Annotated in this window: 9 protein-coding genes; all 9 read left to right on the plus strand. The window is 34.5% G+C overall.

The annotated features are described in order from the left end of the window. The first annotated feature begins 34 nt into the window (after nt 1-34). The 9 genes from AAFF35_RS12875 (at nt 35) to AAFF35_RS12915 (ending at nt 13,795) form a co-directional block, all read left to right on the plus strand. A complete protein-coding gene (locus tag AAFF35_RS12875; protein ID WP_342332919.1) occupies nt 35-1,708 on the plus strand; it encodes a cyclic peptide export ABC transporter in 1,674 nt (557 codons plus the stop codon). Nucleotides 1,709-1,767: 59 nt separating this feature from the next. Continuing rightward, nucleotides 1,768-2,499, plus strand: coding sequence for an alpha/beta fold hydrolase (locus AAFF35_RS12880; RefSeq protein WP_342332920.1), 732 nt, complete (start codon nt 1,768-1,770; stop codon nt 2,497-2,499). Between the two features lie 90 nt (nt 2,500-2,589). After that, nucleotides 2,590-4,938, plus strand: a complete 2,349-nt coding sequence (locus AAFF35_RS12885; RefSeq protein WP_342332921.1) for a penicillin acylase family protein — start codon at nt 2,590-2,592, stop codon at nt 4,936-4,938. Nucleotides 4,939-4,945: 7 nt separating this feature from the next. Next, a complete protein-coding gene (locus tag AAFF35_RS12890; RefSeq protein ID WP_342332922.1) occupies nt 4,946-5,329 on the plus strand; it encodes a hypothetical protein in 384 nt (127 codons plus the stop codon). A gap of 71 nt (nt 5,330-5,400) precedes the next feature. Then, entirely contained in the window at nt 5,401-6,942 is a 1,542-nt protein-coding gene (locus AAFF35_RS12895) for a histidine kinase (protein ID WP_342332923.1), read from the plus strand. Nucleotides 6,943-6,961: 19 nt separating this feature from the next. Further along, nucleotides 6,962-7,660, plus strand: coding sequence for a LytTR family DNA-binding domain-containing protein (locus AAFF35_RS12900; RefSeq protein ID WP_342332924.1), 699 nt, complete (start codon nt 6,962-6,964; stop codon nt 7,658-7,660). Nucleotides 7,661-7,671: 11 nt separating this feature from the next. Next, nucleotides 7,672-10,470, plus strand: a complete 2,799-nt coding sequence (locus AAFF35_RS12905; RefSeq protein ID WP_342332925.1) for a TonB-dependent receptor — start codon at nt 7,672-7,674, stop codon at nt 10,468-10,470. Between the two features lie 16 nt (nt 10,471-10,486). After that, a complete protein-coding gene (locus tag AAFF35_RS12910; RefSeq protein ID WP_342332926.1) occupies nt 10,487-11,263 on the plus strand; it encodes a GLPGLI family protein in 777 nt (258 codons plus the stop codon). A 498-nt stretch (nt 11,264-11,761) separates the two neighbouring features. Then, nucleotides 11,762-13,795: an AMP-binding protein gene (locus tag AAFF35_RS12915; protein ID WP_342332927.1), complete on the plus strand. Its 2,034-nt coding sequence runs from the start codon at nt 11,762-11,764 to the stop codon at nt 13,793-13,795. Nucleotides 13,796-13,975 lie beyond the last annotated feature (180 nt).

Genomic DNA, 13,975 nt, shown 5'->3' on the forward strand with positions numbered 1-13,975 from the left:
CTGTTTAACGAAGGATTTTTTTTAACCTAAAAAAATGAAAAGATTTTTGAAAATTGTTTTTCCACTCATTGGTCGTGCTGGAATAGGGAAGTATATATTTTTGGGTTTGCTTTCAGGCGTGACTAGTTTTTTGTTTATTAATTTTATCACGAGAGTAGTTGCCATGCTTACCGTAGGTTCATATACTGCGATAAGCCAGGAGTATCTGATCACTTTTGTTGCGGTAATATTTTTCTATACCTGGTCAAGGAAAGCCCTTGCTTTTTTTAGTGTGAAAATTTCTCAGAAAGTAGTGTGGCACCTGAGAAAAGAAATATTAAAATTAACCCTTAATGCAAATTATCAGGCCTTATCTACCAGGAAAAATTTCATTCAGGCCTCCATATTAAGTGACGTGGGGGCACTGGCGAATGCATCAATCGGCTCAATAGATTTTTTTATTCAAATTGTAATGGCCATTGGATGTCTGATTTATCTCGCCTCCATCTCAGTCATGCTTTTTTTTCTAACCTTAATCGTTTCCAGCATTGGGATCCTCGTTTATACGTTGTCCACAAAGGAAAATATGAAAAATCTGGTTAGTGCCCGTAAGGTTGAGAATGGATTTCATGCAAATCTCAATGCGATTTTAAATGGATTCAAGGAGATTTTTATGGATCCAAATAAAGGAAATTACATCTATGAAGAAAAGGTGTGTAAAAATGCAGCAGAATCTTCATTTTATCAGGTAACCGCAATAACGGGTTTAATAAACAATCAGATTATAGGACAAATTTTATCTCAGTTGCTAATTACTGCGGTCTTACTGGTGTTTAGTGTTACTTTAGAAATAAAAGCAAGTAATATTATTGGTTTTATTTTTACGTTGATGTACTTGCTTGGTGCAATTAGTTCTGTGATGTCCATATTCCCTTCTATCATGATGGCGAAAGTGGCATCAAATAATCTATTTGATCTGAAAAAAGAACTGGAATCCATTGAATCATTAAGTGATAAAGCCAGTAACGAGAATTTCTCCAAAATTTTTCAAACAATTGAAACTAAAAACCTTGAATTTATCTATTCACCAGAACTTGGTGATTTTAGTATAGGACCAATTGATTTTAAAATTTTAAAAGGAGAGACCATCTTTATATATGGCGGAAATGGAAGTGGTAAAACGACTTTCATTTATTCACTACTGGGCTTATGTATTCCGACTTCAGGACAAATTTATATCAATGAACTTGCTATAGATAATTCCAATTATCGAAGCTACAGGTCCTTATTCAGCGTAGTATTTAATGATTTTTATCTTTTTGAGGGAATCATAGGAGTGGAAACTGTTGACGTACACAAATGGGATAAATATTTGAAATTGTTTGAACTTGAGGGTAAAGTTTCTCTGGAAGATGGACATTTCTCCTCCACAGACCTTTCTACCGGACAAAGGAAGCGCTTAGCTTTAATCGCAGCACTGCTTGAGGAAAAATCAATTCTTGTCTTAGATGAATGGGCAGCAGATCAGGACCCTTATTTTAGAAAAAAATTCTATACCGAGATTATCCCTATTCTCAATCAGGATGGGTTTACAATTATCGCAATTACGCATGATGATAAGTATTATGGTTGTGCGCATAAAGTGTATAAAATGGAGGAAGGAAATCTTATTCTTGAAAACCTGGATTTCAAACCTAATCTGATTTCCAATACCTCATCAATTTTTTAACTGATAGCTTTTGACATAGAAAATATCCAAAGCTCATCTTTTCTGCATATAATTTTCACATGGAAAAAACACAATTGTTCTTGCTGCATTTCGCAGGAGGGAGTTCCTATTCTTATGACTTCATTAAACCTTATTTACATGATTTTGAAATTATTCAACTGGAACTTCCGGGAAGAGGGAGGCGAATGGATGAAGACCTTATTTTAGACTTCAATATGGCGGCTCAGGATTTATTCCAACAAATTCTGAAAAGAATCACTTCGACTTCCTTTTTTGTATATGGTCATAGTATGGGGGCATATCTTGCGCTTAAAATTGTGAGTATGCTGGAAAAAGTGAATAAGCGGGCATCTTATCTTATTGTTAGTGGCAATGCAGGTCCCGGAGTCAATGATCCTGTAAAAAGGTACCTGTTGGATAAACATGAATTTAGAAAAGAATTAAAGAGAATCGGGGGCATCCCAAATGAGATTTTTTCTAATGTTGAATTGCTGGAGTTTTATGAGCCGATATTGAGAGCAGATTTCCAGATCTCGGAGGAGGGAGACTTTAACGATGTTTTACCAGTAAATACCCCTCTTTTTGCCATAATGGGAGAGGAAGAAGAAAAAGTAATGAAAATATCAAACTGGGCAAATTTCACCAAACTCAATTTCGATTATCATGTTTTTCCCGGTGATCATTTCTTTATTCGGGAACAGGCCGCTGGAATTGCAGATATTCTGAGAAATTGCAAGAAAAAAGCAACTTATTTCAGTGATTTTCCGAGCAGATTTTCAAGTAAAAATTAAATACTAACAGATCACATGAAAAAGCTTAATCTTAATTTCCTTTACCCTGGATTTGCACTATTCCTTTTGGTTTATTGTATTTCACAACAGATGTTTCAAATACCTCCTGTTGGTAAAATATTAAATCCCTTTATAGGAGCGATTCAAAATGAAAACGAAAAACCTTTAGAAATTCAGTTGTTAAGCAAGTCAAATCTGGGGTTAATTGATACGGTCCATATCTATTTTGATAAACGTAAAGTACCTCATATCTATGCAAAAAATGACCAGGACTTATTTTTTGCTCAGGGATATGTTACTGCCTATTTAAGGTTATGGCAAATGGATTTTATAAGTTATAGTTCAGCAGGACGCTTATCTGAGATTTTTAAGGAGGGTTATTTGGATTATGATCGCATACAAAGGAGGGTAGGGATTCTTGAAGGGGCTAAGGCATCCCTGAAACTTATAGAGAAAGACAAGAAAACCAATGAAGTCATGACCAATTATACAAAGGGGGTTAATGCCTATATCAGTCAGTTGAATTATAAAAATATGCCTTTAGAGTATAAGCTTCTGGATTATAAACCGGAAGCCTGGACCAAACTGAAAACGGTATTAATCATGAAATATATAGGGAATACTCTATCCGGATATGAACAGGATATTCCTATGACTAACCTGATGCTTGCTCTGGGAGAAAAAGATTTTAACAAGTATTTCCCTAGCTTCAATTCGAAAATTTCACCTTTGATAAAGGACCCGGTAACTAAATTAAATTCCTCTTCAGGGTTTATTAAACAACCTAAATATCTTGATTTTTCTTTTTTAAATACATCTTCCGTAATTACTTCTGACGGTTATAACCCCAGACTGGGAAGCAACAGCTGGGTAGTATCGGGCAAAAAAACTAAAAGCGGATTGCCAATATTGTGTAGTGATCCGCATCTTAATCTTTCTTTACCCGCAATTTGGCTGGAAATGCAATTGACGGCTCCGGGTATGAATGTTTATGGGGTAAGTATTCCTGGTACGCCTGCAGTGATTATTGGCTTTAATGAAAATATTGCCTGGGGCCTTACCAATGGTGCAGATGACGTTAAGGATTGGTATAAATTAAAAATCTCCGCTGATTATAAAAAATATGAGTTCAATAATAAATGGGTTAATTTAATACCTAAGGTGGAAGTGATAAAAAGGAAAGACCAGTCTTCATTTCTGGATACGGTTTATTACACGATTCATGGGCCAATACTGAATGATAATAAATATGCTCAGGGTCAGGGAGAAATAAAGAACCTGGCTTTAAAGTGGGAACTCAATAATCCTTCAAACGAATTCTTAACTTTTATAAAGTTAAGTAAGGCCAAGAATTTTTCGGATTACAAAGCCGCCATTTCAAGTTATTCTGTTCCAATACAGAACTTCACATTTGCAGGTAACGACAATACTATCGCAGCGAATCATCAAGGAAAAATGCATGTGAAATGGGCTGATCAGGGAAGGTTTATCCTGGATGGAACAAAAAGTTCTCATCTCTATTCCAGATATATTCCTCAGGACAGCTTGCCTCAGGTCGTAAATCCTTCCGATAATTATATCATATCAGCAAACCAGCATCCTACTTCTAAAAATTACCCGTTTAACTATAACGGCTATTTTTTTGAAAACAGGGCGCTGCGAATTGATGAGAAATTAAGAGATGACAATAACTTAGATGCTGCAAAAATGATGGATATACAGCTAGACAATATCAGCGTGATTGCTCGTGATGGAATAAAAGTATTGGCAGCTCAGATGAAGGGAGCTCAGCTGCAAAAGCATTCAAGAGAATTATTGGATAGCTTGAGTTTGTGGAATGGAGAATATAATTCAAAAAATACAAATGCTGCGCTTTTTGAATTCTGGATGGGAAGAATAAAATCAAATACCTGGGATGAATTTAAAAGCTATAAATTTTCTGCAACAAATCCAGGCGATAACGTATTATTTGACCTCATCACCAATGAACCAGACAATGCGTATTTCGATCTGCTTGGAACTTCGAAAATTGAAAATGCTCATGATATCATTGTTAAATCATATGAGGAAGCAGTTGAAAGTTTTGAGAAATTAAGAAAAACAGGATTGTCAGACTGGGGTGATTTTAATAGAATTTCTTTAATGCATCTGGCAAAGATCGAGCCCTTTAGTAAAACGAATATACGCAGTGCAGGTCACCCTGAAACGATTAATGCAATGGGAAACAAATGGGGCCCATCCTGGCGGATGATTGTTGAGCTTGGTAAAAGACCTAAAGCTTATGGAATTTTTGCCGGCGGCCAATCTGGAAATGCAGGAGGGAATAACTATGACAGCTTTGTTAAGGATTGGAACGAAGGAAAATATTATTCTTTATTGTTTTTTATGTCTGATGTGGAAGCTAAAGCAAATTCGAAAAATACCTGGAAATTAAAATAACACTAAAATGAAAGTAAATATGGACTATTTAAAAACATTCCTTATCATTATAACTATAATAATTCCTGTTCAAATGATAACCTATTTCCCCTGGTGGAGTTTTATAATTTTTGCGATTGCAATAGGGGTATGGGTTGATGTCAGAAAGTATAAGATTTCGGCCTTTCTGATAGGTTTCATAACCGGGTTTTTAATTTGGTTTCTTGGCAATGTATATTTTCATTTCAGCTATGGAGGTAGCCTCTTTAGCAACGAAAAACACATTCCTGTTTACCTGATATTAATTGGCTCAGGTTTAATAGGCGGGATATTAACCGGACTATCGATATATGTAGGCAGTCAGATTTTAAAACAATCAAGTTCTCCCTCAATAATGATATCTACCCCATAAAACAATGGTTTCGTCCCATTTTTTAGAATTTAAATTTTGGAACTCATAATCTTGTTAGAAAAATAAAAGAAATGAAAACAAGATTCAGACAATACGAAATCATATTTATCAGTATAGTTACTGTAATTGTTGCAGTTGGTTATTTTTGGATAGGCAATCAGATTCAAAATCATCACTTATCAAATGTATTTGAGATAGCATACATTAAGCGTAACCTTACCTTTGATTATAATAGAAATATTCTTTTCCCTCAATTAGGGGCGTTACTGATATTTTATGGCTGTTATATCGGAATAAATTTATTGGTATCTCCTGTGATTCGTAGTTTTTTTGGCAAGAGCCAGCCTGGATTTCCATTGGCTAAAGTTTTAGTGGTCGTTTTTTCTGCTGCTTTTCTTTCTTTAATGCTGTCTGTCGGAATAAACTGGATAAGTTCAATTGCACATCCTGCCTATTTCAATTACAATTCATTTGGATTGGTCAGTCTGCTCGGATATAATGAGCGGCCTTTAGAAAATCTATTATTTGGAATTGACCGGGCTGCAGGCCTGATCTGTCTCCTTATGGTTGCTACATGTATTAGCGCGTTTGCAGCTTTTATCATTGAAAAGAAGCAAGATAGTGTGGTGATGATCGCAAATAAAATTGCGCTTATACTAGGTGTTTACTTTATTGTGGCCGTTCTGCTATTTACATTTGGTTTTAGAAATGAACCGTTTTTTAGATTTTATTTTTGCTTTCTGCCTCCAGTTGGAATTGTATATTTTTTTAATAAATATTTTTTATTTCCATTGTATGGAACATATACCATATTTAATTTAAGATTGTTATCAGGTATATTACTATCCACCTTTATAGTTACATTGGCATTTATCTCGTTTTCATCGCATGAAGATGTAAGGCTATCTGTATTTATTGTTTGGCTCTTTCAGCTTATCGTTGTCACGCCAGTTTCCTGGCTTATGTTTCAGCAACAAAAAGATGTAATATTGAAATTCAGGGTGGCTCAGATTGAACTGGGAAAATCGAAATCAGACCTGTATTTTCTACGTTCACAAATAAATCCACATTTTTTATTTAATTCATTAAATACCTTATATGGCACTGCACTAGTTGAAAATTCAACAAAAACGGCTGAAGGCATACAAATGCTGGGGGATATGATGCGTTTTATGCTTCACGATAACAATTCAGAATTCATATTAATGTCCCGGGAAATTGAATATCTGGAGAATTATATTGCATTTCAGAAACTTAGAATACAAGATTCGCCAACCATATCTGTTTCTGATCGCATAGATAACGAGGGGTGTAATTGTATGATAGCGCCGATGCTATTTATACCATTTGTGGAAAATGCATTTAAATATGGTATCGATCTGCTAGAGGAATCTCAAATAACAATTCGGCTGGATTGTAATGAAGATACTATTGATTTCGAAGTTGTAAATAATATCCATGCTGCACAAAACACTGATCTTAAATCTGAACAATCGGGCACGGGTATACAGAATGTAAAAGACAGGTTGGAGTTAATCTACAAAAATAAATACGATCTAAAAATAAATGATGATGGAAAGCAATTCACTGTCCGTCTGAAACTACAGGTATAATTTAAATCATATCAACATAATGTTAAAAGCAATTGCAATAGACGATGAGCCGCTCGCACTCGAAGTAATTAAAAAGCTGGCAGTGGACATCACGTTTTTGGATCTGACAGCTACTTTTACAAATTCATTCCACGCAATGGATTTCCTTCAGAATAACAAGGTGGATTTGATCTTTTTAGACATTAAAATGCCCAATATATCAGGCATTGATTTCTTAAAATCATTAACAAATGCACCCATGGTTATTGTTACAACAGCATACGGTGAATACGCGGTGCAAAGTTTTGATTTAAACGTCCTGGATTATCTCTTAAAACCGTTCTCTTTAGCCCGTTTTCTTAAGGCTTGTAATAAGGCGCTTGATTTATATAAATTGAAAAATAACAGCAGTCTTATTCCAGCAGATTCGAATCATATTTTTTTGAAAAGTGGCTATGAACAAATTCGGGTTAACCTGGACGATATCATTTATATCGAAAGTGTTGGCAACTATTTGCATGTAAATTTAAAAGATGATAAGGTAATTTCAAGGCTGACAATGGGAGAGATAGAGGCGATTTTACCATCATCATCTTTTATGAGAATTCACAGATCATTTATTGTCCCGAAAAAAGCAATTACAAAAATTGATAAAAAAAGTCTTTGGATAGGAACTAAGGAATTTACAATCGGGGTTTTGTATCTCGATGAGATACGTCAGGTTGTTAATAAATATTAAATCTATCATTCATGAAAATATACCTACTGGTTCTAATTTCTTTGGTGTTCAGCAAATTAAGCTTTTCGCAACAAGTTTCAAAAGACATCACTTCCTCTTACTCAATTCAGGGTACTGTAATTGATACCGTGGATAAAGCCAAGTTGAAAAATTGTACCATAGTAGTAATCAGTGCCCAAGATTCAATTTTACAGGGTTTTACCAGGACAAATTTAGCAGGCAGGTTCATTTTACAGGACCTTAATCCTGGGAAACTCACAATGATTGTGTATTCTTCTGATTATGCAGAATTCAGACAGACATTTGTGATAGACTCCAATAATAGAAATATAGATTTCGGATCGGTTTCGCTCGTTCTTAAAACACATTTGCTTCAGGAAGTAATCATTAGTGGTAACGTCTCACAAATAAAAATAAAAGGAGATACTACAGAATACAATGCCGGATCGTTCAAAATACAACCCAATGCTAAAGTGGAGGATTTGCTTAAGCAGTTGCCCGGAATTCAAATAGACAAAGACGGGAAAATTACTGCACAAGGCGTGAAAATAAATAGGGTGCTTGTAGATGGTGAAGAATTTTTTGGCGATGATCCTACATTAGTTACCCGGAATTTGCGAGCAGATATGATTGATAAAGTTCAGATTTTTGATAAAACCAGTGATCAGGCTGCATTCACAGGCGTTAACGATGGAAAAAAAGAAAAAACAATTAATGTAAAACTAAAAGATGATAAAAAGAATGGCTATTTCGGAAAAATAGATGGCGGTATAGGTACTGATGGCTATTTCCGTGGGCAAGCGCTATTTAATAAATTTAAAGAGAAGCAAAAATTCTCTATATATTCTATCTTGGGAAATGATGGGGTTACGGGACTAGGTTGGCAGGACAACGCAAAATACGCATCTTCGACAGTTGATTTATCGGAGGCAGGTATGATTATTCATTTAGGTGGAGGTGATGAATTTGACAATGATAATGGCCGATATAATGGACAAGGAATTCCATTAGCTAAAACAGGAGGGGTTCATTATGATAATAAATGGAAAGATGATAAGCAATCCATTAATGTTGATTATAAAATTGGATCTATCATTATTAAAGGGAATAGCAGCATAATTTCAGATAACAACCTACCTGAGAATACCTTGAAAAGTATTTCGGATCAAAATTCTTATCAGAATCTGTTTAAACAAAAACTTAATGGTGTATATAAGCTTCAATTGGATTCTACATCTATATTGAAGGTAGGTTTTAGTGGCTTTTTAAAGCATACAAAATCTAATGATGATTATACCTCACAGACGACAGATCAGCTGGGAGGGCTGTTAAATAACAGCAGGAGAGAAGTAACCAATAATGGAAAGCAGAATAATTATTCCACTGATTTGTTATTTACCAAGAGGCTAAGAAAAGCTGGAAGAAGTTATACGATTTATTTAGGACAATCATTTGATGAGAACAATAGCACCGGGTTTTTGAAATCCGGGATCAATTTTTACAATGATAAAGGTACCGTAGATAGCGTACAGAACATTGATCAGTTTAAAGTTAATAATTTAAAAAATCTGACTGTTAATAGCAATTTGACCTATTCTGAACCTTTGTCAAAATCACTTTCAATATTGTTAAATTATAGTTTCGCTTATGGAAGTAGTAACTCGAGTCGCGAATCTTTTAATCCACTATCAGCAGGTAGATACACCATTTTAGATACGCTATATAGTAATGATTTTAAATTAAAGCAATTTTCAAATCAGGCCGGAGCCGCTTTAAATTATAATAAAAATAAGACCAGTTTGAATATTGGAACAAAAGTTGGAAATGTAAATTTTCAGCAACTGAATAATTTTAGCGGGACTAAATTGGATAAGAATTATACCATCTGGATTCCTCAGGCTAATGCTCAATACAGACTTTCGCAGCACTCGGCACTCAGGTTAAATTATAATGGCAATACAGTTTTACCCACAATATCGCAGCTACAACCAGTACGGATAAATTTAGACCCATTAAATGTTACTGTAGGAAATCCGGGTTTGACACCGGCATTTGATCATCGTCTGTTTTTTGGGTATAATTCTTTTACGCCATCTAATGGTCAGTTAATCGGAGTTTTTGCTAACTATACAATAACGACAAATCCAATTGTAAACGATTTGCGAACAGATACCAATGGAAAAAGTATCATTGGATCTCTGAACCTTGGAGGAAAAATGCCATCAAATATTAATTTCAATATATTTTATGATAGAAAAATAAAGCCATTGGACTTAAGCGCTGGTATTAACCTTGGGGTTAATGGTAATACTTATTATAATCTTACCAATGGAGAGATTAACATCACCAAATCTTATACCTATACCGGTCAGCTTAGGTTTTCAAAAACAGTTCCGGAGAAATATGATTTTAATTTTTCTTTGGGTCCGACATTTACTGTTTCAGGATCGTCATTACAACCAAATTTGAGCAATAGTGGAAACGGATTTCTTGGAAATGGTTCATTTGTAATTTATTTACCCTGGAAATTCCAGTTTTACTCAGATGCAAGCTATCAGTATAATTCAAAAACTGAAGTTTTCGATCAGACGTTTTCCCGTTTAATTGTCAACTCCTCTGTTAATAAAACATTTTTGAAAGAGAGAAATTTGAAACTTTCTTTATCTGTGAATGATTTGTTAAATCAAAATAATGGGTTCAACAGAGTTGTTAACGGAAATTTTATAAGTCAAAATAACTTTATAACTATAAGAAGATTTTTTATGTTTTCACTTACCTATGACTTTAACAAAGTAGGGGTGTCTAAATAACTTAATGATAAGTAATATGAAATTCAAATTTTTTTTTCTCAGTTGTCTCGCGCTATTACCAGTAAAGTCTTTATTTTCTCAGGGTAAAAGATTGACATCCTCCGGAATTATAGAATTCCAGAAGAGCGTGAATATGTCTGCTATCCTGAAAAGGAGTATTACAAAAGCGAATTCTAATTTGTTTCAGCCTGCCTACGATCAATATGTTCAAAGTCATCCTCAGTTTCTGATACTTAAAAGTACTTTGAAATTCTCTGACAATAAAACCTTGTTTTTACCTGATTCTATTGGTAATATATCCGCAGGTTTTTTTGGGCCACAGCCAATGGTGAGTCAGAATAATATTGTGTATTCCGACTTTTCAAATAAGAAAAGAGTCAGCCAGAAAAATGTATTTGATGAGACATTTGTATTAAACGAGGCAATAAAAAAGATAAAATGGAAAATTACAGGCGAGGCAAGAGATATAGCGGGGTATAATTGTTATCGGGCTAACGGAATAGTAATGGATTCTATTTATGTTGTTGCTTTTTATAGTTATGAAATTCCCGTTTCAGGCGGGCCGGAATCTTTTAACGGTTTACCAGGGATGATTCTAGGATTGATCATGCCTCATGAAAATATCTCCTGGTTTGCAACCCGGGTTACTGATACCTCAAATCCTTCCACTAATGCAAGCCCACCTTCGAAAGGAAAAAATATCAATTCCGATGAATTTTTATTGATTCTTCAGAACCAGGCTAGAGAAAAAAATGTGCCTTTCTCAATTTATTCCAAGAGTTTTTTGTTTTAAAAAAAAATAATTTTAAATTACCTATAGTAATCGTAATCGCTAAATAAGACTATGATTCAATTCATGCTATCTGTTAGTTGAAGAGGTTTATTTAAAAGATAAAGTATATTGATTATCAATTTGAATTATTAGATTTTGTTTGTATAATTGAATTGTTATAGTGAAAATAAGTCTTTTTAATCCTAATTATCATTTTGGATAAGTTTATGTGGTATAGTTCAGCGAAGCTGTGCTTAATCCCGTAAAAAATGCTAAATTTTCTGATTTAGAATTTCTACCTGTGCCTGCTTTTAGGCAGGTATTCATGCTTATATATTCATCAATCGTAGTTGCCTCGTTTGAACTTGTTGAATCCGGCAAAAAAACAGCTCTGTTAAAAGCGGAATTCATAAGTCAGCCATTCTTTTAAATTGAAAATTTAATCATATCAAATGAGTCACATATCCCCGGAATGTGCAACCTGTAATATTTTTTGAAAATCTCTAATCTGTTAATATCATGATGAATTTAGACGATAATATTGTTAGATATTTACTATCCTTTTCTATAAAATTTCCGGAGAAGACTGCCTTTACTACATTGGATAGTTCTTTACAAGAAAAGGATAAGATCAGTTACAGCGAGTTAGCTTCCAGGGTGGAACAGCTTAGTACTCGGAATAATTTCAAAAAGCATTCTCAGAAATGTGCCGTTTTATTTTACAACTCCGTTAATGATTTTGTCATCGCTTTTCTTGCCTGCCAAAATTTAGGTATCATACCAATTCCTGTACCTTTTAGTAAGGGGGGGAAACAATTCAAAAGAATTTCCAACATACTTTTGGATTCCTCAGCGACCGTGATTTTCTGTTCCATAGCGTCAGAGAAATATCTTAAATCTTCTTTACTTGATTATCCGGATTTAACTTCAGTGGAAGTTGTTTCAACCAATGAGTTTTCTGATTCGGCTGTACTTAAATTAAATTTGAATACAACTGATCAAAAGATCTCATTTATTCAATATACTTCAGGATCTACAAATTCACCCAAAGGGGTTATTGTAAGTAAGGGGAATCTTATTCATAATCAGGGGCTTTTAAAAGAAGCATTTAAATGCGATGAAGAATCCAGAATTTTTTCCTGGTTGCCTTTTCATCATGATATGGGATTGGTAGGTAATATTCTTCATACGATATATACTGGTTGTACTTGTATCGTCATGTCTTCCTTTCATTTTGTTCAAAAGCCTCAAAGCTGGCTGGAGGCCATTTCCAAATTCAATATTACACATAGTGGCGGTCCAAATTTTTCTTACGATATGTGTGTTGACAAGACCTCTGGTGAAGTTTTTAAGCGCTTGGATCTTTCGTCATGGAAGGTTGCATATAATGGCTCTGAACAAGTTCGTTCGGAAACATTAAGTAGATTCTCAAATCATTTCAAAGAGGCTGGTTTTAAGGAGGATGCATTTTACCCTTGTTATGGTCTTGCAGAATGTACTTTATTGGTATCAGGTGCAAAAGAAAGAGAGAAATCTTTAGTTGTTCATATTGATAAGAAATCTTTGTCGGCAGATCAGATCGTTTTTGCCCCTCAGGATGTTGAGGATAGTTACTCCATTGTTAGCAACGGTAAGATTATCAATGGATCAACTGTAAAAATCATTGGTTTATCCGGACAGAGGGAATGCCATGATTTACAACAAGGTGAAATCTGTATTGCTGGCAGAAGTGTGACGGACGGATATTGGAACAAGAGTACAGATCATCTTTTTTACGAAATTAATAATGAAAAGTTTTTAAGATCAGGAGATATAGGTTTTTTTTATCAGGATCAGCTTTTTATTTGTGGCAGATATAAGGAGGTCCTGATTATCAGAGGGAGGAATTTATATCCATATGATATCGAAGAAGCTATTTCATTAAATCATGAAGCTATTAACCGGAATGGTGTAGTGGCGTTTTCGGTTAATGACAACCTGATTGTCATCGTGGAAATTAAAAGAACATATCTTCACAAAAACATTTTTAATGAGGTTTTGGTTGGTGTGAATAGTCTGGTAACCAGTTCGTTCAATATAGCTCCATATGACATTGTGCTAACTATTGAGTCTGGTATACCGAGAACGACAAGCGGTAAGTTACAACGGGTAAAATGTCAAAGTGATTACAATTTCCAAAAGATCAGAATTCTAGCCTCAAAATTACATGTTCTTCCGGATGGATTAAGTCTGGACGAATTCAGCGCTTATAAAGAACAGGTATTATTATTAAAAGATTCAGATTCTATTAAGAAGTACTTACTGGATCTCATTCATAGAAAAGTTGGAATCAGCTCTATAAATCATATTTCTGAAAACACAGAATTAACCGGGATTGGTATTGATTCTATCAAACTCATGGAAATTATTAATCATATAAATACTGATCTGGATATTCATTTAGACGCCCCGATGATATTTGAAGATAATACTATTCATGCAATAACCGGCCTGATAGAAGGATTGTTATGGCTTAGGAATGAACCTATAGCAGGAAAGGAGGTTATTCTGTGAGCCCGATTGAAATCATATTACTATTTAAGAAGTTTAACATAGTTCCTGTTGTTGATGGTGATCAGATTAGATTGACTGGCGAAGTACAGCATCTGACTCCAGAAATTATTCAGAAAATAAAAGATCATAAAGGCCATCTCTTATCACTATTACAACCATCCAGATCAGAAATTATTCCAG

This window comes from Pedobacter sp. FW305-3-2-15-E-R2A2 (assembly GCF_038446955.1).
In the GTDB taxonomy this organism is placed as follows: Bacteria; Bacteroidota; Bacteroidia; order Sphingobacteriales; family Sphingobacteriaceae; genus Pedobacter.

Coding starts and splice junctions, on each gene's coding strand:
- AAFF35_RS12875 (WP_342332919.1), top strand. CDS start 35: ATGAAAAGATTTTTGAAAATTGTTTTTCCACTCATTGGTCGTGCTGGA.
- AAFF35_RS12880 (WP_342332920.1), top strand. CDS start 1,768: ATGGAAAAAACACAATTGTTCTTGCTGCATTTCGCAGGAGGGAGTTCC.
- AAFF35_RS12885 (WP_342332921.1), top strand. CDS start 2,590: ATGTTTCAAATACCTCCTGTTGGTAAAATATTAAATCCCTTTATAGGA.
- AAFF35_RS12890 (WP_342332922.1), top strand. CDS start 4,946: ATGAAAGTAAATATGGACTATTTAAAAACATTCCTTATCATTATAACT.
- AAFF35_RS12895 (WP_342332923.1), top strand. CDS start 5,401: ATGAAAACAAGATTCAGACAATACGAAATCATATTTATCAGTATAGTT.
- AAFF35_RS12900 (WP_342332924.1), top strand. CDS start 6,962: ATGTTAAAAGCAATTGCAATAGACGATGAGCCGCTCGCACTCGAAGTA.
- AAFF35_RS12905 (WP_342332925.1), top strand. CDS start 7,672: ATGAAAATATACCTACTGGTTCTAATTTCTTTGGTGTTCAGCAAATTA.
- AAFF35_RS12910 (WP_342332926.1), top strand. CDS start 10,487: ATGAAATTCAAATTTTTTTTTCTCAGTTGTCTCGCGCTATTACCAGTA.
- AAFF35_RS12915 (WP_342332927.1), top strand. CDS start 11,762: ATGATGAATTTAGACGATAATATTGTTAGATATTTACTATCCTTTTCT.